We start from the raw sequence: 22,610 nt of genomic DNA on the forward strand, positions 1-22,610 counted from the left end.
GTATAAGATTAGTGTTTAATTGCATTTCAGTTGAATGTGTTCATTTTCGGATAGTGTTTGGCCGCTGGCGAACAAAGGTGTTTTGCGGCCATTTGTTGAAGCACAATTGTACCTGCAGAAAAAATCAGATATGTATAAATATTGTTATTTCAGCGTTTTGCTGATGGTTTAATGGTGTAAGAAAGAGGGGGAGCAGCCTTTAGAGCTTGATTACATGGGTGGAATTTGTTTTTTTCTTTGTTTTCTGAAAATCTCTGAAAACTTGTCAAATTCGTATCTGTAATAAACGCCAATACCTTGTTTATAAGTAGATACGGACGAACTGATGTCGTAAGGGTTGTTGGCTTTGTTAAACGCTTTAACCCTAAACCTGCCGTCAGGTGTAATTTTTACATCAATGTTAACATCACCAACAATATTACTGGTGTTTTGTGTTGAACCTGTGGTGGTTACTCCTAAGTTTCCATCAATAGTTACGCGGTCGTTAAACAAATGGGTAGAAAGAGCGAGTTCAAGTTCTTCGGAAGAAAGAGCGTCAGCAGTCCGGTAATTGAGTCCGATATCTATATCTTTACTTATCTGCGAAAGCATGTTGCCTAATTGATTGGTGAGCATCTCAATGGAAGAAGAGCCCACCGTACTTGCCAGAGAAGTGTTTTCAGACGAAAAACTGAAAGATTTCAGCATCAACAGGGAAACCATTTGTTGAGTCATCACTACATTGTTGGTTGTATCAATAGCTGAAAAAACCATTTGTCTGAGCCTTTGGTCGGCTTCTGGCAAACGGATGCTAAATCCGATATCAGGGTTATATAGGTTATTGTTGAGGCTAATGATACAGTCAACAGCTTCTGATTTGCCGGCATAATCAGGGTTGTTGGCAAGCTCGGGTATTCCCTTCAGCGACGCTTTGAGCTTATATACCGCTTTTAAGTTAATATCTGCGTCGTACGGACTTCCTTTGAAAGAGATGAGGCTGCCCGGCTCTATTGAAAATACCCTGTTGAGTACATTGCGAAGTGTAAACAGGAATGTTCCCTCATTCATTCTGTAATCGCCAAACATGGTGATATCTCCGCGAGTGTCTATCCCCATTTGTATGTTTCCACTTCCGTTTGCTTTGATATTTCCAATGTCTTCGGGTAAAAAAATCTGGATTCCTGCATCTTTTGTAACATCAAGTATCATATTCAGGTTAACCCCTGAAGTATTGGCTTCAAAGGTCTTTTGCAGAATATCAGGCCCGGCTTTGTTTACAAATCTTATATATTCATTTTCGGTGGCATCAACTGATAGGTTAATGGGTATGACAATATTGGTATTGGGCTCCGATTTTACATTGATATCCATCTTGATGTCAGAAAATGGTCCTTTGATTTTAACTGTGCCGGTAGCAAAGGCGCTTCCATAAAATAGCTCATTGTTTTTAAGAGTTGTGTTAAGCCCGGCCAGGTTATTGGCATTCACCGTAATATCGAGCAGCATATTGCTGAAATACTGGTGCGTAAGTCTGAAGTCACATTTGCCGGTGTTTCCTAAAGAATCGTAAATTGTGATATTTCTGGCAGAAATCAGGTCAGGTGCAATGGTTACCTGATCGGCAAATGAATAGGTTACATTCAAATAGTCAATTTTCATCTGAGTGCGCAACAGCTGGATGCTTCCTGTAAATGAAGGTTCGGAAAAGGAGCCGTCAAGTTTTATATTGCCGGTAGCCATGCCCTTTAAATTTGAGGCAAAACCTTGAAGAAAAGGATTGAGTGAAGCCAATTTATAGTTGGTGAGTCCTATATCCAAATCAAAATTATTCTTTAATTTCTTGCCTGTGTATATATATCCCTTCACAGTTATGGGATTATGAGTGCCAATATTGCCCTTGTATATTATTTTTCCGTCAATTTCGAGTCCTGATTTTTCATTATCCCAGCGGCTTAACAGGTGCGCATCGCCCATTTTTTCTTCGTTGAATGCAAGGCTATTTATATTGATATCGGATTGAAGAGTGCGCGCATTGTAAAAATCATTAAGAGAAATATTGCCGCTAAGAAAACCGTCAAAATTCAGGTCGTCATTGCGAATCAGCATATCAGCATTTGAAATGTCGAGATTGTCGAAATACAGACTAAAAATGTCAGCCGGATCTTCAGAGATTTTCCCGTCAATCCTTAGTTTCTGCTTATTTCCTGAAATAATCAGATTGTTAATGGCAACAGAAGTGGAGTCAATCAAAATGTCACCTTCCTGATGAGCCATCCAGGGAAGATTGTTGATCACAACATCAACATTTGATAAATTAGACCTGATGACCGGGAATCCGGCAAATAAAAATTGTCCGGAAATATCACCACGGTTTTTTAAGATAGAATCCTGATTTTGCCATGTAAACTGATATCTGATGCTATCACCCTGCATATAGGTGTCGATTGAAAAATTTTCAATGCCCAGTTTGGCAGGGTCATCTGCTGTTGGCTCTTTTAAAAGGATGGATTGCGCTCCTGTGTTAATACTCATCGACCTTCCGGTGTTTTGTCCGCGAATATACCAGTCGGAAATCAGCAGCCCTTCATACCTGAACTGGCTGGCTTCGCCATTGAGTAAAATGGTGGAGGTGGTAGAGTTATAACTGCCAAAAAGATTGGCATTTGTGAGCAATTTAAATTGCGGTAAAAATAATTCTGTTAAAGGGGTGATATTTTTTATGTTAATTTCATAATCAAAAAGTTGCTCAATCTCAACATGGCGTTCAGCTTTATCTGCAAATTGCACAGAAGGGAGGTAGGTGTTGATGATGTTGTTAAGCGAACTGTAAAACCCGAGAAAAGTGTATTTCCCATTAATGACAGCGTCCAAAAAATCGGATTTCAATTGTAAGGTTTTATTTTCGTTTGCACTTTTATTCGTGGAAAGCAGTAACTCCTTAAGCTCATATTTTTTATTTTTTTCGATATAAGTTGTGCTGTCAAACCTTAAGGTTCCTGTCAGATTGTCGATGTTGGACCCTTTAAAATCAAAATCCATGGTGGAGCTAAGGCATGAAGTTGAGTCTCTTTCCCATAAATTTAACCGGTGCAAATAAGCATTGGTGACTTTTGATTTGAAATTGAATCGGGGCAAACTATCACTAAAATCTACCAGTCCCAGAAAATCAAGTTTGATCAGATCGTCATTCAGGTTTAGGTTTCCGTTAAATTTTCTGTTTTCAAGTTTTCCATCAATGGTTATTCCATTAAACTCATTTCCAAGTAGCTCAATTTTCGAAACATTGGCTTTTAAATACAGATTTATATCTTTATAGTCAATGATTATTCCATTGATAGATGAGGAGAAGTCGACAAGCCCTAGTTTGCCTGATTCGGGAAATGTTTTCCCCAAATCCCAGTCAATAAGACTAAGGTGACCGTCGTAGGCAATATTATTTTTACTGATAGTTTTCAGGCTTAAGTCTGTTTTCAGTGTTCCCAATCCGGTTTTAAAATCTGCCGATGATACAAAATCGTTGATAAACCCGGTAAAATAGCCTGTGACACCAATAATACCTGCGTTTTTTGCAGCCTCCGGTATTTCCAGATTTTTATAACCAGGAAGTTTAAAGTTGGCAAGATCGTAATAATCGGTTTTGAATTTTTTAACCTTCAAATGGATAAATGTTTCAGTAATATCGGGTAATCCGTCCATATTAACATTGCCTTTAAAAATGGTTTGTTTCCCCAAGGCAAGCTGCAGGTTTTTTGATTTGAGCGATGCCACAGTCCCTTTTACAAGTCCGGCAATTTTAATTTCATTGTCCATTCCCTTTATTTCAGGTGCAAAGTAGCTGATGTCGTTGAGGTTAAGGGAGGTTTCCCTGAAGTCGCCGGTCATTTTTACACTGTCAATGAAGCTGTTGTAGGCATTGAACCCCGAATGACTGAAAGAAAGGTTCATTTGTATGTGACTGGCCGGCGTAAGAATATGCAGGTTATTTGCACTTATTTGAGTGGGTTTTACTGAAAAAACAGCAGATAAATCGGTTAGAACAAAACCTGATTTCTCCTTTAATGAAAGTGTTTTCAATCTGGCAGTGATGCTGTCTCCGGCAATAGCCAGTTTTCGGATGTCAAGGTTTAGGTTATTGATATTCAAATGGTTGTAATCAACGCCGTCGGAAATGGGTTGATATAATTCGTCGTTGTACGAAAAACTGCAATCTTTGAGCCTGATTCCAGAAATGCCCAGTTTCCATGGCTTCAGGGTAGTGTCAGCCGGCGTGGTGTCATGAGGGCTGAAATAGTCAACTATAAACGAATAATTCATCGCACTGTCAGCCGCTTGTCTTACCAGATTGATTTCGCCCTGATGAAGGCTAATGGCATAGATTCCAATAAACCGGTTTTTACGGTTGAGCTTACCTAAATCGAGCCTGAGTGATCGTGCTTTTAGAATATTGCGGTAATGCTTGTCGGTTATTCTGATGTTTTGCAGTTCAATGTCGAGAAACCATGAAATGTCAAGTCCTCCAACCTGTACAGTTGTACCCAGCTCTTCCGATAGGTATTTAGCTGTTTTCTGAGCCATCCATGTTTGTACACGCGAAGTTCTGAAAACGCCGTAAATGCTGAGCAATAACATTGCCAGCGAAACAATTACGATGAATGATATGTTAAGTGTCTTTTTGATAACTTTGCAATCAGATTATTTTGAAAACCGGGGTTCTCAGCCAATGTTCGTCAGATAAGGCTTTAACTTACAAAAGTCTTAAAAATCACGATACAGGCTTCAAGCCGGTTAAAATTAATTTTTTTACTAATTTGATCCTTTTGTAATAAAAAATATGCCAGCATATATTCTAGGAATTGAATCGTCATGCGATGATACATCAGCAGCAGTTATTTGTGACGATGTTATCAAATCAAATGTTATTGCCAATCAACTGGTACATTCCAATTTTGGAGGTGTTGTGCCTGAACTGGCTTCACGTGCTCATCAGCAAAATATTATTCCGGTCATTCATGAAGCCATGAAGCGGGCCGGCATTCAAAAAAATGAACTCAGTGCTGTTGCTTTTACACGTGGGCCCGGTTTATTGGGTTCTTTGCTTGTAGGAACTTCATTTGCCAAAGCTTTCGCGCTGGCTTTGGATATTCCCTTGATTGAGGTGGATCACATGCAGGCTCATATTTTAGCACATTTCATTCAAAACCCTGAACGTACAAATAAGGTGCCATCCTTCCCTTTTCTTTGCCTTACAGTTTCAGGAGGCCATACACAAATTGTAAAGGTGAGTAATTATTTTGAAATGGAGATAATTGGCCGGACAATTGATGATGCGGCCGGTGAAGCATTTGATAAAGCAGCTAAAATCATGAGTCTTCCCTATCCTGGCGGGCCACTTATCGATAAATTCGGGAAAGAAGGCAATCCCCTGGCATTTAAATTTGCCCGCCCTTCCATTCAGGGTCTGGATTATAGTTTTAGTGGTTTAAAGACTTCTTTTCTATATTTTTTGCGCGACAGATTAAAGGAAGATGCTGATTTTATTGAAAAAAACAAGAATGATTTATGTGCTTCCATTCAGCATGCCATTGTTTCTTCGTTGATGGAGAAAGTTTTATTGGCTGTGAAGCAAACTGGAATACACCAGGTGGCTGTTGCCGGAGGAGTTTCGGCCAATTCTTCCTTACGGGGTACTTTCATCAGCCTGCAGGAGCAGGGTAAAATTGAAGCATTTATTCCTGAATTTCAATATACTACCGATAATGCCGCCATGATTGCGGTTGCAGGATATTTCAGATATCTGAATAAAGATTTTGCTGATTTGTCGCTTTCGCCTTATTCAAGATCCGGGGTTTGATTTGTTTTAATTGTTTTGAGCCAGCCATGCATTGGCTGTGATGGATAATATCGGATGAAAAGGTTTAATTAGTTTTATTTATCATTTTAATTCGATAAAGCCCTGACCCTTGCTTTTTCTGATCATGCCTGAGTTTCTGTCGTAGGTGTAGGGCTGTATTGGCTGACTTTTATCGGGCATATGTTGTGTAATGTAACTGTTCAGCAAATAGTCAAAAAGATATCCTGCATATTGATATCCGGTGTTTGAGGCATAATAGTACACCTGGTCAGGTGTGAGCGTGTCAATGGTGTAATAGTATTTTACTTCTCCTGTTAGAGGAAAATATCTGAATCCTCCATCAAAATAATCGGTATATGTTTCACTGGCGTATAAGACACGTTTTGCAGTATCATTCTGATTTAAATGTGATAGCTCAAGCCAACTGTTTACGTTTAAAGCAGTAATGAACAATCCGTAATTGTAATTTTCCTCATCGCTGTAACTGGCTTCATCGCTGATAGAGTCGTAAAACTCTTCAAGTTGCAGCTGAGCCAGATTTACTATCATTGCTTTTGATTTATTGTTGATAAAATCTCCGGTTGAAGCTTCCCTGTAAACGGTGTAACCGAGTTGTCTAAGTCCGCGAGATAAACCATTGATATAAGCGTTAAAGAAGCTGGAATCATTCAGATACTGAATCAGATCGCTGTTAAAAAACAGCAGAGAATCCTGGACTTCAGCAGGTAATTGATTGAAATTATCAACTGGAGGTATTTTGTAGCTGTATTTATACATAAAATCAGGAGCCAGCAGCAAAACTGCTACGGGCTCCTTTTTCTTCATAAATTCAGCTGCAAGTTGTCTTTCAACACTGCACGATCCTGTTAATAACATCAGCATAACAGCCAAGGCAGCTATCAAAGACTTTCTGATAAATGGTTTTATTTGCATAATAAATGCTTCGATTAGCATTCAGAATCAACAATTAATTCCTGCTCTAACAAAAGTTTGCCAAAATTATTGCCATATGCCCGTGCTTTTTCTAACTCGTTGCTATGAGGTGTAAATTTAATAAATAAACTTTCGCCAGCCAGCTTAAGTTTGAGCGTGGTCAGGTTTGATTCCATCAGTTTGAGTCCTTCACCACTCCACCCGTATGAACCGAAAGCTCCGGCAAGTTTCCCTTTATCCCTTAAAGGATTGATGAGCGCAAAAACCTGATAAATCTGAAGAAGAATATTTTGATTAATGGTAGGTGTTCCCAGGATAAAGCCAGCGGCTTTTGATAGTTCTTCGTCAATTTCACCAAGAGGCATGGTTTCAATGTCGTGTAAACGAACGTCAATTTCGCCTGCACTTCTAATGCCTTCAGCTATACTCTCAGCCAGTTGAGCCGTGTTGTGGTAAGCAGATACATATCCAATAAAAACCCTTCGCTTGTCGGGTAGCTGCAGAGCCTGTCTGGCCAGTTCTTCTGAAGTGTTGACTGCATTTTGCCAGGTGCTGCGCAAAATAGGGCCATGTCCGGTGCAAATTTGTTCAATATCCAGCGGTCGGATTTTTTCAATGGCCTTAACCATAAATTTGCTGTAAGGTTTAAGAATTACATCAAAGTAATACTTAAAAGCATCAGCGTAATCACCCACCAGGTCGTCAAACATCAGCTCGCTGCAGTAATGAGCACCAAAGGAATCGCAGGTAAACAATACTTTGTCTTCTGTCAGATAGGTGTAAATTGAATCAGGCCAGTGCAGATTGGGCGCTCCGATAAATTTCAATGTTTTATTGCCCAGCGAAAGGGTATCTCCGTCTTTTACCTGCTTGCTCTTAAATTCATAACCAAGCATATCTTTCAGGTACCTCAGTGCATTCCCACTCCCAATTACAGTTGCATTTGGGGCAATTTTAAGCAGATTGTGAAGGTTTCCCGAATGATCCGGTTCAGTGTGATCAAGAATAATATATTCAATATCGGAGGGATTACATACGCGTTCAATCTTATTGCGGTATGTGTCCCAGAATTTTTCCTTGGTGGTTTCGATAATGGCAGGTTTTTCTGCATCGATAAAATAGGAGTTGTAGGTTGTGCCATATTTGGTCTCCATTACTACATCAAAAGTTACGATGTCGTAATCAAGCACACCTATCCATTTTACATCATTAGTCACATCAAGAATTTGTTTGTCTTTCATTGAAATCAAAGCTTAGTTTAGTGGTTAATTTTAGTTGTCAAAACTCTATACTCATCTGCACGGCATCGTCATCAGGAGGCAGTTTATGGTCCCGTGGCGGCAATTCAACAGTGTGTTCGGTTATTTGTTCTTTCTGTTCTTCAGAAAGTTCTTCTGTTTGTTCGCTTTCAGGTGGTGTATAGGGAAGAGGTTCCAGTTGTTTTATTTTTTTTACAGCATATGTTGTAAGCCTTTTGCCTTTTGCTTTTGGGCTTTTTACATCAATAAATTCCGAGGCTATAACTTCTTCGTCGTCCAATACCTTGTTGTTGATTTTGTCGTCAAACACAATCACAAAACGTGGAAGCCAGTCAGTTGAAACTTCAATAAGCTTTGAATCAGGCTCTTCTCCAATAAAATCAGTTTTTTTGTCGGTAATTTCAACCTGGAATCGTTTGAGATAATAAAACTCTTTTTCTCCATTGTAATACACTGCACTGACAGGCTTGGACTCGTTGAATTTTTCGATGATCAGCATGTCTTCATCAAAGTGATTGGCGATGTCAAAATTGTAAAGCCGGTATTGGCCTGATTGCATGATGGTGAGGATTTTATCGTCGCCTGAGAAAGCGCCCAAATACCGGCCTCTTCCTTCGGTATTCAGCCTTCTGATGGAGTCATCAAACCATATATCGCGTGCTCCAAGCGTTGATACCCCTGCTTCGGATAGTGAAATCTTTTTAACCGGATATTTGGTGAGCGTGTTGCCTTGTGAGCTTCTGCCTTTGATAGCTAAATCGCCAAAATTAAAGTCGAAAACAGGTTTTTTAAGTTTGGGCCTGGGTTTTAAAATAACTTTAATAACCTCTGCTTCGCCGTTAGGATTGGCCGTAAAGTATAGTACTTTAGACCCTTTAGTGCCTTTGGTCAGCACATATTCCTTGTCGCGGGTAACTCCCAGCACCGAAAACCGCTTGATAAATGCTCCTCCGGCTTTCCCGTCCTGATAAACCATATTATATACAGTTCTGTCATCATTTTTGCGGAAAATGTCGATGTGAATGACCTGTTCGCCAACGAATACTTTTTCAGTAACTTTTGTTACAATAAAGGTTCCATCTTCCCTGAATACAATAATATCATCGATATCAGAGCAATCGCAAACAAATTCATCTTTTTTGAGGCTTGTGCCTGCAAACCCTTCAATTCTGTTTACATACAATTTTTGATTGGCAGCAGCTACCATCACAGCCTCAATGTTATCAAAGCTTCTTAATTCAGTCCGTCGTTCTCTGTTTTTTCCGTATTTTCTTTTGATATTCCTGAAATACTCGATGGCATATTCAGTCAGGTTGGCCAGATAATGCTCTACCTGAGCTTTTTCATCGTTCAGGTTTTTAATGATCTCATCGGCCTTGAATGAATTGAATTTGGAGATTCGCTTAATTTTTATTTCTGTCAGCCTTAGGATATCCTCCATTACAATTTCACGGTAGAATTGTGGTTTATATGGGTCGAGTCCATGGTCAATAGTTTGAAGAACTTCTTCCCAGCTACCGCATTCTTCAATGTCGTGATAGATTCTGTTTTCAATAAAAATCTTTTCAAGCGAAGCAAACAGCAGGTTTTCCATCAATTCCTGCCTTCTTATCAGTAGTTCTTTTTTGAGTAGTTCTACTGTATTAAAAGTCGATTCTCTCAGGATTTCTTTGACACCGATGAAGCGGGGTTTCCCATCCTGAATAATGGTATTGTTGGGAGAGATGGATACTTCGCAATCAGTAAAGGCATATAATGCATCTATGGTGGTGTCTGGTGATACACCAGGGGTCAGGTGTATAAGTATTTCAACAACATTGGCAGTGTTATCGTCAATTTTCCTGATTTTAATTTTGCCTTTTTCGCTGGCATTAACGATGCTGTCAATCAAACCTCCGGTTGTAGTACCAAAAGGGATTTCGGTAATGACCAGTGTTTTTTTGTCTAACTGGCTGATTTTTGCCCTTAATCTTACTTTGCCGCCTCTCAGGCCATCATTGTATTTTGAGCAATCGGCCAGTCCTCCGGTAATAAAGTCGGGGTAAAGCTCAAAATCTTTTTCCTGTAGTACTTTAATGGAAGCATCAATAAGTTCATTGAAATTATGCGGAAGAATTTTTGAGGCAAGTCCAACTGCAATGCCTTCAACTCCCTGGGCGAGTAATAGCGGAAATTTTACGGGTAAAGTGACCGGTTCTTTGTTTCGTCCGTCGTACGACATTTTCCACTTGGTTGTTTTGGGGTTGAAAACAACTTCAAGTGCAAATTTGCTGAGCCTTGCTTCTATATACCTGGGGGCAGCAGCATTGTCGCCTGTAAGAATGTTGCCCCAGTTTCCCTGTTGGTCAATCAGCAAATCTTTTTGCCCCAGCTGAACCAGTGCATCTCCAATAGAGGCGTCGCCGTGAGGGTGGTATTTCATGGTGTGACCTATAATGTTGGCCACTTTGTTGTACCTGCCGTCGTCCAACTCATCCATAGCATGTAAAATTCTGCGCTGAACGGGTTTTAGTCCATCAAGTATCTCAGGTACGGCTCGTTCCAGAATTACGTAGGATGCGTAGTCCAGAAACCAATTTTTGTACATGCCTGATAGCTGAATGGTTTTGTGCATTTCAACAATTTCGGCAACAGGCTGTACTTCAGGGCTTTCTTCCTGGTTATCTCCTGTAAAATCGTTAATATTCTCCTCTTCTGTCATATTTTCTTTAGCATGCCTTTGCATGCAAGCGTATTAAAATCAAGCCGAAACGGCCTTATTTTTTCTGAATGTTCTGAGTAATATAACTTCTCCGGCAATGCACAGCAAAGCTGCAATGATGAGCCACTTCCAAAGTTCTTTCTTTTGCTGGCTATCCGAAATAATCTCATTCAGTGGTTTTCCACCGGGCGTTAATATTGTAAATTCTTTATGTTCTTCAGCAAGTTTTTCTATAGCGGAATTGTCTGCCAGACTTAAATCAGATTCATTCCGGTTGTAGTTAAAAGCGAGTTGTGTTGCAAGTTTCTGGCCACTTAATACTTGATAAATACCAGCCTCTTTAATCTGATCGTTCATAAAGATGACGCTTTGTCCTTCCATTCTTCTGAACTCAGGGATAAAAGCATTGGATTCATTATTTGCCGAAATTTTAAAGATATTGTCTTCTGCTGGCCTGATGTTTCCCAGGTTGATTCCTTCTGATGTGCCGGTGTAATACATCATGGGTACGGGATGCCCGCTGTTGAAGGCAATATTAAGCATGGCAGGCACAAACAGGGCATGTCTTGGCCAGTTACCGGCATTATCTCTGGCAGGTACTGCGCACAGGTAAACACGTCCTTCGCCGGTATTTGTTGTGATTAAAAATGGGTCTCCGTTGTTCAGCGTCATCAGCACTTCACTACTTCCTGTGCTTGATGCTGATATTTTGAAGTGCCGGCTGATAAATGGTAAGTCAGTATTTTCTTCGCTCAGGCCCTGTTTCTCAAAAACATCCTTGAAAATACTATGTTTCATGTTGACTGATGCAACCGCACTGCGAGCTGAATCAATTTTTATGAGTTGATCGGTCTTTAATGAAGCCAGAAGTTGGTTTAATGAGTTAAGATCTGCTCCTAAGGATGGGAATATGAATAGGTTACCTCCCTGATTGGTATATTTGATTAATTCCTGAATAGCCCCGGAGGATAATTGTTCAACGTCATTTAATATAATTAACGGGTAATTGCTAAGCGTTGAATAGTCAGTTTGTTTAGCCTGAATTGTTGAAAAATCAATCACTGAATCAAGGGCAAAAACTGAATGTAAGTAGGCGTTGTCATCTTTGCTGTTGATAGCCAGAACCGGAATTTTGTCTGAAACCCTGAAGGTAAAATAATAATTATCATCATAAGTAACCGGATAATCGCTTATTTCAACCATTCCTTGAATGATTCCGGCCTGGGTATTATTAAAAGGTAATTCAATCAGGGTGTTTCCGCCAGCTTTTACTGATACAGAAGCAACTGCCCGCTGCTGCCCGTTAATCATCAGTTTTAGAGGTATTTTTTCAAGATCTGATGTGGCTGTATTTTTTACACTTGCCATGAGCTTTACCGTTTGATTAAGCCTTATAAACGGGTTCTCAAACCAACAGGAATCAATGTATAAATTGTTGGTATTTGCTGATTGGATTGGTACGGCATAAAATGCAATGCCCTCAGTAGTCTCAGGCCAATGAGCCATTATTGTACTCTGTTGAAAATCAGAAATAATATAGGCTGACTTCGATGGTGTGCGATGAGCATTGAGCAAATCGGCTTGTCTCGGTGCAATTTCTGCAAGCGATCTCACTGATGGAGAAGGCTTCACATCCTTGAGCATTTCTATAAATTCGTCTTTTGTAACAAGCCGCTGATGTTTGCCTTCAAAATCATTGGTAAGCAATTGAAATAAATCGTCAGGTTTATAAGCAGCCGCAATTTCACTGGCCGCCATCTTTGCTTCATCAATCAGGCGGCCTTTTGTGCCTGAGGCTTCCATACTGAATGAGTTGTCAATAAATATACTGACAACACTGATTTGGCCGGGTGCAGTTTTTGTTGCAGAAGGTAAATATGGTTGAGCAAAAGCCAGCACCAAAAAAACTATGGTTAAAATCCTGAGCAAAAGGACCAACAGATGCAGCAACCGGGATTGTTTTTGCGTTTTTTGCTGTAGCTCTCGCAGAAATCTGACATTGCTGAAATATACTTTCCGGTATTTCCTGAAATTGAAAAGATGGATAGCAATGGGTATCAATACCGCAAATAGTCCAAAAAGTAAATAGGGATTAATAAATAGCATATCAGATTAACAAAGGCAAAATTCATTGGTATGCAAAATTAAACAAATCCGCGTTGAATTGAAGCTGTCTGAAAGATAAGATCATAAAAAAAGCCTGCATTTATCAGCAGGCTATAAAGTTATTTTGAGCCATGTTTAGTGACACAATAAAAGAGAGTCGTTGTATTCAATTTCAACGCCTAATTTGTGTTTTGACTCTTCCTCGGCCAGTGTTTTTAAAATTTTGCTGGTTTCCTGGTCATGGGCTCTGGATGCTAAATCGCAGAATAGCTGTGATGATGCCCTGAGCTTTCTCATGGCAAGTACAAGTTCTTCAGAATAAGAGCGTTTTTTGGATGTGTCTATCTGAATAGTGTAATCACTGAGTTTGAAATCTTGCAATTTTTCACTGATATTTTCAACCGGGCCATTTTCTCTTACACGTGTTAGTTTGCTTATATGAGCAAATTCATCACGCGCATATAGCTCAAAGGTCTGTCTGATTTTAGAATTTCGGGCTATATTGGAAAGATGAAGATAAAAATCTGCGGTTTCCTTTTCCGACTTTATCGCATAAAGCAGAATTTCATCGATTGAGCTTGCGTTTTTCATAGGGCTGTTGGTGCTTAGAGGTTAATACAGCATTTATATTTCCCGGTAGTTTTCTTATTAATCCCTGATTATGAAAAAAGTAATAGGTTAAAATAAAAATAGCCTGTTGAATAAACAGGCTATCAAGGTGATATGGTGTGAATTTAATTCTCTTTTAATACCGATTGGTCGTATTCAAGCTCAAAACGCAACTTGTGTTTGGCTTCTTCCTGGGCAAGCGAGTTGAAAATAGCGCTTATTTCTTCGGTAGGTGCCTTAGCCGCAAGATCAAGGTACATCCGGAAAGCTGCTTTCTCTTTTTTCATGGCCAGAACCAATGCTTCATGATAAGTCATTTCGGGGCCTGGCATTACGTCAATGATATAATCACTGATTTTTAAATCCTGTATTGTTTCTGTTGAAATCTTAAAAAGACCTTGCTCGCGAACAGTTATCAGCCTGGCTTTGTGTTCCATCTCTTCCTGCGCATATTGCTTGAAAATCTGTTTCATCTCAGTATTGCGCGATTGTGCTGATAATCGGCTGTAGAAATCAACAGCTTCCTGTTCAGCATTAATGGCAAAAAGAAGAATTTCATCAATAGATTTAAATGGCTCCATATTATGTAGATTTGGGTAAAGTCTTATGCAAAAATAGTGATATATCATTCATTCGTTGAGGTTTTTATTGTCAATTGAGATTTTCAGTGTAATACTTATCCGGACTTTTTAAGGATTATGCCGTTTTAAAAGTTTATCTGAAGGCTGAAAATGAAATGCAGGAGAGATGAGAATGAAAAGCCTGCTGCAACAATAAAGCAAAGAGGAGGAACGGAACAAATAAAAAAGCCCCGGAAAACCGGGGCTCTGGGTTATCCAACATAGTATATGCTGGAAAATTAGCTCTTAGATGACTCCCTGATCGAGCATAGCGTTAGCCACTTTAAGGAAACCTGCAATGTTAGCACCCTTAACGTAGTTGATATATCCGTCAGCCTGAGTTCCGTATTTAACACACTGCCCATGAATGTTTTTCATGATCTGGTGCAGACGCATATCTACCTCTTCGGAAGCCCAGTTAAGTTTCATTGAGTTTTGTGACATTTCAAGACCTGAAGTAGCAACACCACCAGCATTAACAGCCTTACCCGGAGCAAACATAACTTTATGTTCCTGGAAAGCTTCAATAGCTTCGGGAGTTGAAGGCATATTAGCACCTTCAGCTACACAGTAAACGCCGTTTTTAATAAGAGTGAGGGCGTCTTCCTTGCCAAGTTCGTTCTGGGTTGCGCAGGGTAATGCAACATCGCATTTAACTTCCCATGGGCGTTTTCCCTGATGGAACTGGGCATTCGGGAATTCGTAAGAATATGGTTTAACGATATCCTGGTTTGAAGCTCTGAGTTCAAGCAGGTAGTTAATTTTCTCACCTGAAATACCATCTGGATCGTAAATGTATCCGTCAGGTCCTGAAATCGTTACAACTTTTCCACCAAGTTCATTCACTTTGGTTACTGCACCCCATGCAACATTACCAAAACCACTAACTGCAACAGTTTTACCTACGAAGTCCTGACCTTTGGTTTTGAGCATTTCCTGAGCAAAATAAACAGCGCCAAATCCTGTAGCTTCAGGTCTGATAAGGCTACCGCCCCAGCTGATTCCTTTACCGGTTAGAACGCCGGTATGCTCACGTGCAAGTTTTTTGTACATTCCGTACAGGAAGCCAATTTCGCGTCCACCAACACCTATGTCACCAGCAGGTACATCGGTTTCCGGGCCAATTATTTTCCATAATTCCAGCATGAATGACTGGCAAAAACGCATAATTTCGGCATTGGATTTTCCTTTAGGGTCAAAATCGCTGCCACCTTTACCACCACCCATAGGCAGTGTGGTAAGGCTGTTCTTGAAAATTTGCTCAAAACCGAGGAATTTCAGGATACTGAGATTCACACTCGGGTGGAAACGAAGTCCGCCTTTGTAAGGGCCTATTGCGTTGTTGAACTGAACCCTGTAGCCAAGGTTTACATGTACTTTACCATTGTCATCAACCCAGGGCACTTTGAAACTTAAAATACGGTCGGGCTCAACTATGCGCTCGATTATACTGGCTGTTTCAAATTGAGGGTTCTCATTGTAGATATCTTCAATGGACTCCAGAACTTCGCGTACCGCTTGCAAGTACTCAACTTCACCCGGATGTTTTTTTTCCAGGTCGGTCATGATTTTTTCCAGATTCATCTTGTGGATGTTTAGGATGATTAATTTATGTGAATTTTGTAACAGTGTTAACTAAATAACAGCGCAAATTTATGGGATAAAAAACGAGATTTCCAAATTTCCCAAAACTTATTTTATTGTTTATTTTTTTTGTTTTACACTAAGTTAATTTTTTCGTTTTCAGATACTTTAGACTAATTCTAAACTTGTGCCTGAGTAAGCTGATTACAAGCACCGAAGAATTCTGCCGCAGATGTTTTTTTGTTTATTCAAAACTTTTGGTTTCAATCAGAATATCGTCTTTATAAATGGATTCCTTAATAAGTTTTCCATTATTGTTATACTCGCGCCCAACACCATTCCTTTTATTTGATGCATAAGGGACTTCAATCCACAGTTTGCCATTCTGGTGAAACGCCCGTTGCGTTCCATTTCCCTGGTGATAATTGCCGTCGCCTATTCTGAATCCAAATTCATTGTAATAAGTCCATTTTCCGTCATAAAGCCCCTTTTTATAGCCACCTTCTATTTTAACCACTCCGTTTTCGTGATACATTAAATAGGTGCCGTCAAGCGTATCGTTGCTGTATGTGCGTTCTTCAATTTTAAGGCCGGAGGTGTTCCAATTGACAGATAGTCCGTTACGAAGACCGTTTTTATACATTTCTTCTGCTTCTTTTGAGCCATTGAAATACCAACGTGTGGTTTTTCCTTCCAGCTTATTATTCAGGTAGGAAGCTTCCAGCTGCTTTTTACCGTTGTCGTAATACCAGGTGCTTACTCCTTGCTGTTTTTTGCCTTTGTACTGCTGAACCGACTTCAGCCGTCCGTCAGGGTAGTATTCTTTTTTTTCTCTTTTGCAGGAGGTAGTTAGAAACAAGCAGGCCAGGAATGCAAGTAATATTTTTATTTTCATTTTATTTTTAGTTTTTACCGACGGGTGCTTCAGCAGTTATTGATAAATTTCGGATGGTGAGCTTTTCGCGATTTTTATTCCACACATAAACTTTCATTCTGTTGTGGAGTAATGCTGATGATGGTAACCAGATTGTCTGTCTGACTTGACCCCAGCTCCCGGGCAGGCAGAAAAGGTTGAACCGGGCACCCAGATAATGTACTGTTTCACCAGCGTCATTGTGAAATGATACAACCAGCACAGATTCATTCTGTGGATTTGATGCGAATACTTCTGCTGATGCAACGAGTTGAATGCCGGTTGGTATGGGTAAATCGGCTGGTATTCCTTCATAACCCGGGCTATATTCAAGGCTGTCTAATATAAGGTAATTGTCTGGCAGATCTTTGTTTTGTTGTTTTGTTACCCTGAAGAGGGTGTCAGCTTTCGGGCCATGGCACAAATCATGCTTACGCTGATATAAAGTAGCTTCTGATAATCCTCCGAAATTGGTATCGGAAAGAATGCATGGGAAGCGGGCTTGAATCATGTCCTTAATCTCTAACGGAACTGGTTTGGTCCAGGCATACATGAAATATTCTGTCCGGCACTGATTAAGAATAGTTGAAAGGCTGTCGAGATATGTACCGCCTCTGTTGTCATATTGCTCGAATGTTGTTTTGCCTTGAGGCGTTTGTAAGAGATAATAATCGATATACCATGGGTTATTTACGCTGATAGCCCTGGTTATTTTATCCTGCCCGAATTGCTGATTCCATCCGGCTATAGTTTGTGCTATGCCCCTGAACTCGCCAAAATGCTGGCTGGTGTAATAATTATTTCCTGCAATGGTTTGTGAAGTGCCGCTGATTAATACAACAAGCACCAACTGATTTAAGCGCCTGGCCGATATTTTCTCTGTAAAGGAGAACAGCAGCGCCAGAAAAAATGGAAAGGAAAATATTAGGACACTGTGTTGCAATACCGGATTCACATAGCGTGAATAAAAAAATCCGACCAGGAAAGGTAGGATAAAAAACAACAACGCAAACAGGTGGAATTTAGTTGGTTTGATAAATTGACCGGAAAAGAGAAATAATACTGCCATGGATACTGCTACGATCAATAACATGATAATGGAATCGTTAAACACATAAAAAATATGTTTAAACAGCCAGGCCGTTTCAGGTTTGTCGAGCCACTGACCAACACCGCCGATGCTTAAATGGTTGAGCGTTATGTAAATATGAGGAGAGAACAGGGCGGCAGCCAGTAAGCCGGCCAGCAGATAATGTATTATTCTGTCTTTTTTTAAATAGAACAGTCCCGTTATTCCAATTATTAAAGCCAGTAAAAAGCTGAAATAATGATTATACATGCAGGCTGCAGCGGCAAGTGCATATGCCAACGCATCACGTTTCAAAGGTTTTTCGTCAAACAACAATTTTGTCCAGTACCAGGTCATGATCAGGCTGAAAAGTAATCCTGAGCCATAAGGGCGGGCAATCTGGCTGTATAGCAGAGGAAATTGAAGAAATGCAATAAAAGCGCCGGTTAATAAGCCCGCCGCCGGGTTGAACCACCTTGTAAACAGCCTGATGGCCATGAAAGTGGCTAATACTCCACCCAGTGCAAAGGGTAAGCGGACAGCCGTTTCACTCATGCCGAAAAGTTTTACCCAGTAGTAAAGAAATACCTGAATTCCTCCGGGGTGGCCATCAACATAAAAACCTTTAGACACCAATTCGCTGAATGAACTGTAGCGGACTCTTAGTAAGGCACTTAACTCATCGTTTGAGTAAGAAAAATTAAGTCCGGTTAAACGCAAAGCAGCCGCAACTATCAGTATGGCAATTACAGATAACCAATAATTGTTCAGTTTGCTTTTTAACAATGAAGTCAGGTGTTCCGGAAGTTTCATATTGAGAATGAGCGTATAAGGGATAATTTAGGTATTGCTGTGTTGCTTTACAACCTCAAAAAGCAGGATTCCGGCTGCAACCGAAACGTTTAATGAACCAATTGTCCCGCGCATCGGAATATTCAAAACTTCATCGCACCGGCGAAGATATTCGCCTGAAACACCATCTTCTTCTGAGCCCATGATGATGGCAAGCGGTCCGGTTAAGTCGGTATCATAATAATTTGATTTGCCTTTTTCAGAGGCGGCAACTATTTTCAAGCCGCTCTGCTTTAGGTAATCTATTGTATTTTTCAGGTTGGAGCTTCTGTGAACCGGAATGCTGTTGAGCGCTCCTGCTGAGGCTTTCATGGCATCGGCACTGATAGGAGCGCCGCCTTTTTCCGGAATAATCAAACCATGTGCACCCGCGCATTCAGCTGTGCGGGCAATGGCTCCCATATTTCTGACATCGGTAATTCTGTCAAGAATAATAAAAAGAGGTGTTTCCCCTTTGTCGAAAACAGAAAGCAGTAAATTTTCAATGGGTTGAAAAATGACCGGAGAAACAAAGCAGACAACCCCCTGATGATTGCCGCGTACAAGCCGGTTAAGCTTTTCTATGGGTACATATTGATAAGGAATGTTGTTTTCGTTGATGAGTTTTCGGAGCTCAGGAACAAGTTCGCCTTTAAGCCCCTGTTGTAACATCAGTTTGTCAATTTCTTTACCGGCAGCAATGGCCTCTATGACCGGACGCATGCCATATAACATGTTGTTGTCTTTCATTATTGAGTCTTGATTCTGTTTTCAGACTGCAAATATATACTTTTAAGAAGTGTGAGGCGCTTTAGGATTAATCGCTTGCATGAATGAGATTACTTCTCTACTTTTGTTAGAAAACCTGATAATCATACTAAGCTTTTATTGATGCGGTAAATCAGTATTCTACCATTTATCCTGAGCTATTTCAACAAAAAATTCAGAAGGTTCTTTTATTATGCAAAAATTCCTGGTTTATAAATCTTCTGCCGGATCTGGCAAAACATATACACTGATGCTTGTTTATCTGAGCATTGTTTTAAAAGAGCCTGCCAGGTTCAGAAATATTCTGGCCATTACCTTTACAAATAAAGCCGCCAATGAGATAAAACAGCGTATTGTTTCCAGTCTTAAAATTATCATTGAGATGCAATCAGAACCAACGGAAGGAAAATTGGTTCATCTCATTCAATCTCTTCAACAGCGCACTGAACTTCCATTTGAAGAATTGCGTGCAAATGCCGGAAAGGTGCTCTCGCTTATTTTGCATAACTATGGCGATTTTGCGGTTTCAACCATTGATAGTTTTATGCATCGTATTATCAGGGCATTCTCATTTGACCTGAAGCTTGCAATGAATTTTGAAGTAGAGATGAATACCGATTTGTTGCTTGCCAACACCGTTGATGCACTTTTAGCTGATGTAGGAAAAAATGAGCAATTGACTCAAGTGCTTGTTAAGTTTGTACGTGAGCGTGCCGAAGAAGATGAAAGCTGGCAAATTGATCGTGATTTGCAATCTTTTGCCGATAATCTTTTTAACGAAGATGCTATTGATTTTCTGAAACCAGCCGGCGAATTTTCGGCCGATAATCTTGATTCGCTCAGGAAAAAGTTAACTCAGTTTCTATTCGATTACAAGGAAGAAATTGTTAATCTGGCCACTGATGCAATGAAATTAATAGAAGCACATGGCATTGATCCTGATTTATTTTCGAGAGGGAATACGGGTATCTATAATTATTTTAAAAAACTGAGTCAGGGGTTTATTAAAACAGAAGTAAATTCCTATGTGGCCAAAACCATAAATGATGGAGTCTGGCTTAGTGCAAAAGGGCAAAAGAGTGCTCAGGGACAGGCTGTTCTTTCTATTGCAGATGATTTACTGGGATATTTTAAAAGTATTGAAGCGGTCAGGCAAAAAGACTCAGGCAGATATGAACTTTATCTTAATCTGCGCAGAAACCTTTATCCAATGGCTGTTTTGGGCGAGCTCAGCAACAGGCTTCAAAATGTAAAAAAAGATTTAAATGTGGTTTCCATTGCAGAATTTAACCGCATTATTTCTTCTATCGTTATGAATGAGCCTGTGCCATTTATTTATGAACGTACAGGCGAAAAATATCGCCATTACCTGATTGATGAGTTTCAGGATACTTCAGTTTTACAGTGGAACAACCTTCTGCCGCTTATCGATAATTCATTGTCGCATGGGGCTTTAAATATGATAGTCGGAGATGGAAAACAGGCTATTTATAGGTTTCGCAACGGAGAAGTTGAACAGTTTGTAAAATTGCCTGAAGTGGATAACCCATCAGGAAGCGAAGTGCTTAGTCAGAGGTCTAAATCGCTTGAACGCGAATATTTACCTAGTGTTTTGGATTCCAACTTCAGATCAAAATGCGAGATTGTTGACTTTAACAACAGTTTTTTCAATTTTTCATCGAAAAGCTTTCTTCCTGAATATAGCCAGGTGTATGAGGACTCAGCGCAGAAGTCAGACCCTCTCAATAATGGCGGGCAGGTTCAGATTGAATTTTTTGATGGTGATAAAAAGGAGTTTTCGGCATATAATTGCCGCAGGGCATATGAATTAATTGATGAGTTGAAGGATTCGGGTTATTCCCCGGGAGATATAACCATATTGTGTCGTTCAAATAAGGACTCATCGCAAATGGCCGCTTATCTTAATTCACAGGGAGTAAAAGTGGTTTCTTCTGATAGTCTGTTGCTTCGTCATTCACCTGAAGTGAATTTTATGATGAACTGGCTGACCCTGATGACTGACCCCGAAAATGTGATTGTTCGCTCTGCAATTGCTATGTACCTGTTTAATCATCCTGCTGATTCAGCAAATACGCTGCATACAAATCTTCAAAAGGCTTTGGATATTTCAGGATTTTACAAATTGCTTGAAGAGAATGGATACCGGGTTTCTTTCATAAACTTCGGGCAAATGTCACTTTATGATACTTGTGAAGAACTCATCCGGATTTTCGGGCTACACCTTAAATCACCGGTGTATATGCAATTTTTCCTTGATGAAATTCTCTCTTTTACATCAGGAAAAATGGCTGGAGCTGTTGAATTTCTTGAGCATTGGGAACAGAAAAAGAATAAACTGTCGGTTGTACTGCCATTATCTGATGATGCTGTTCAGATTATGACCATTCATAAGTCAAAAGGACTTGAATTTCCTGTGGTAATTTATGCTTTTGCTGATGATGCTTATAAGTTGACAAAAAAATCAGCATGGGTTAATCTGAATGACCCATTGCTGACCGAAATGCCGGTAGCAATGCTCAAACTGGATAAGTCGTTGGAAAAGACTGATTTTGCAAGTCTTTATACAAAAGAAGACCAGAAGTCGCGACTTGATTTGATGAATATGGTATATGTGGCTTTTACACGGCCGGCTGAAAGATTATATGTACTTACTGGAAAAATCCCCGAAAAGGAAACTGAAAAGGAAGTCAGAAGTTTGACAGCATTAATTGTTGATTTTTTAAAAGCTGCCGGGCTGTTTGAAGTTTCAAAACTGAGGTACACTTTTGGTGATTCAGGCGTTGTAGTCCAGGAATCAAACAATGTTTCAGGAAGTAATGGACTGGAGTGTGAATTTTTGTCAAGTAATTGGCAACAACGATTGGTTTTTGCAGGAAGAGCTCCTCAAATTTGGCAATCGTCTACTCCTGAAAGTGCGCAATTGTCCGGCAATTTGCTTCACAAGGCCCTTGCCGGAATTATTTACCCGTCAGATCTCGATAAAACGATAAATAAATTACTGAACGAAGGCGTAATCGTTCCTGAAGAAGTTCAGGTTTTGCGACATCGGCTTGGGCTGGTGTTGAGTCATCCTGATGTCGCCCGTTTTTTTGGACAGGAAGGAAAAATCGCAGTTGAGACTGAAATTCTTGCTCCGGGAGGTAAAAGTTACAGGCCCGACAGAGTTGTTTTTCTGCAAAATGAAACGCATGTGGTTGATTACAAGGCAGGAGCGCCGGTTCAATCGCATAAAGGCCAGGTGCTCAAATATGCTTCTCTTCTTGAGGGTATGGGTTATCCGCGTGTGAGAGCCTGGTTAGTATATCTGAATCAGCCTGTCGAGGTTATTGAAATGGTAAATGGCTGAACAAAATTGAGCTATTTTTA

At 40.1% G+C, this 22,610-nt stretch carries 13 protein-coding genes; 2 read left to right on the top strand and 11 right to left on the bottom strand.

What is annotated here, in order from left to right; all coding sequences use genetic code 11:
* Nucleotides 1-210: 210 nt before the first annotated feature.
* A complete protein-coding gene (locus H6541_10720; GenBank protein MCB9016257.1) occupies nucleotides 211-4,608 on the bottom strand; it encodes a translocation/assembly module TamB domain-containing protein in 4,398 nt (1,465 codons plus the stop codon).
* Nucleotides 4,609-4,810: 202 nt separating this feature from the next.
* Between H6541_10720 and tsaD the strand changes: the two genes are divergently transcribed.
* Nucleotides 4,811-5,830 (top strand): tRNA (adenosine(37)-N6)-threonylcarbamoyltransferase complex transferase subunit TsaD, encoded by a 1,020-nt coding sequence (tsaD, locus tag H6541_10725; protein MCB9016258.1) that lies wholly within the window; start codon nucleotides 4,811-4,813, stop codon nucleotides 5,828-5,830.
* Nucleotides 5,831-5,911: 81 nt separating this feature from the next.
* Here tsaD and H6541_10730 read toward each other — a convergent pair whose 3' ends face one another.
* The 10 genes from H6541_10730 to rlmB form a co-directional block, all read right to left on the bottom strand.
* A complete protein-coding gene (locus H6541_10730) occupies nucleotides 5,912-6,784 on the bottom strand; it encodes a hypothetical protein (GenBank protein ID MCB9016259.1) in 873 nt (290 codons plus the stop codon).
* Nucleotides 6,778-8,004, bottom strand: coding sequence for an FprA family A-type flavoprotein (locus tag H6541_10735; GenBank protein ID MCB9016260.1), 1,227 nt, complete (start codon nucleotides 8,002-8,004; stop codon nucleotides 6,778-6,780). The genes H6541_10730 and H6541_10735 overlap by 7 nt, the downstream gene beginning before the upstream one ends.
* 37 nt (nucleotides 8,005-8,041) lie before the next feature.
* The gene (locus tag H6541_10740; protein MCB9016261.1) at nucleotides 8,042-10,723 is read right to left on the bottom strand and encodes a DNA gyrase/topoisomerase IV subunit A; all 2,682 of its coding nucleotides are present in this window, start codon (nucleotides 10,721-10,723) and stop codon (nucleotides 8,042-8,044) included.
* A gap of 39 nt (nucleotides 10,724-10,762) precedes the next feature.
* Complete coding sequence (locus H6541_10745; GenBank protein MCB9016262.1) at nucleotides 10,763-12,829, bottom strand: BatA domain-containing protein; 2,067 nt, start codon at nucleotides 12,827-12,829, stop codon at nucleotides 10,763-10,765.
* A 135-nt stretch (nucleotides 12,830-12,964) separates the two neighbouring features.
* Complete coding sequence (locus H6541_10750) at nucleotides 12,965-13,420, bottom strand: hypothetical protein (GenBank protein MCB9016263.1); 456 nt, start codon at nucleotides 13,418-13,420, stop codon at nucleotides 12,965-12,967.
* A gap of 143 nt (nucleotides 13,421-13,563) precedes the next feature.
* On the bottom strand, nucleotides 13,564-14,019 hold the full coding sequence (locus H6541_10755) for a ferritin family protein (GenBank protein ID MCB9016264.1): 456 nt from the start codon (nucleotides 14,017-14,019) through the stop codon (nucleotides 13,564-13,566).
* Between the two features lie 285 nt (nucleotides 14,020-14,304).
* Nucleotides 14,305-15,642: an NADP-specific glutamate dehydrogenase gene (gdhA, locus tag H6541_10760; protein ID MCB9016265.1), complete on the bottom strand. Its 1,338-nt coding sequence runs from the start codon at nucleotides 15,640-15,642 to the stop codon at nucleotides 14,305-14,307.
* Between the two features lie 244 nt (nucleotides 15,643-15,886).
* Complete coding sequence (locus H6541_10765) at nucleotides 15,887-16,537, bottom strand: toxin-antitoxin system YwqK family antitoxin (GenBank protein ID MCB9016266.1); 651 nt, start codon at nucleotides 16,535-16,537, stop codon at nucleotides 15,887-15,889.
* A 7-nt stretch (nucleotides 16,538-16,544) separates the two neighbouring features.
* Nucleotides 16,545-18,437: a glycosyltransferase family 39 protein gene (locus tag H6541_10770; GenBank protein ID MCB9016267.1), complete on the bottom strand. Its 1,893-nt coding sequence runs from the start codon at nucleotides 18,435-18,437 to the stop codon at nucleotides 16,545-16,547.
* Nucleotides 18,438-18,464: 27 nt separating this feature from the next.
* Nucleotides 18,465-19,208, bottom strand: a complete 744-nt coding sequence (gene rlmB, locus H6541_10775; protein ID MCB9016268.1) for a 23S rRNA (guanosine(2251)-2'-O)-methyltransferase RlmB — start codon at nucleotides 19,206-19,208, stop codon at nucleotides 18,465-18,467.
* Between the two features lie 208 nt (nucleotides 19,209-19,416).
* Here rlmB and H6541_10780 point away from each other — a divergent pair, with 208 nt between their 5' ends.
* The gene (locus H6541_10780; protein ID MCB9016269.1) at nucleotides 19,417-22,590 is read left to right on the top strand and encodes a UvrD-helicase domain-containing protein; all 3,174 of its coding nucleotides are present in this window, start codon (nucleotides 19,417-19,419) and stop codon (nucleotides 22,588-22,590) included.
* The last annotated feature ends 20 nt before the right edge of the window (nucleotides 22,591-22,610 follow it).

This window comes from Lentimicrobiaceae bacterium (genome assembly GCA_020636745.1).
Lineage (GTDB): Bacteria > Bacteroidota > Bacteroidia > Bacteroidales > Lentimicrobiaceae > Lentimicrobium.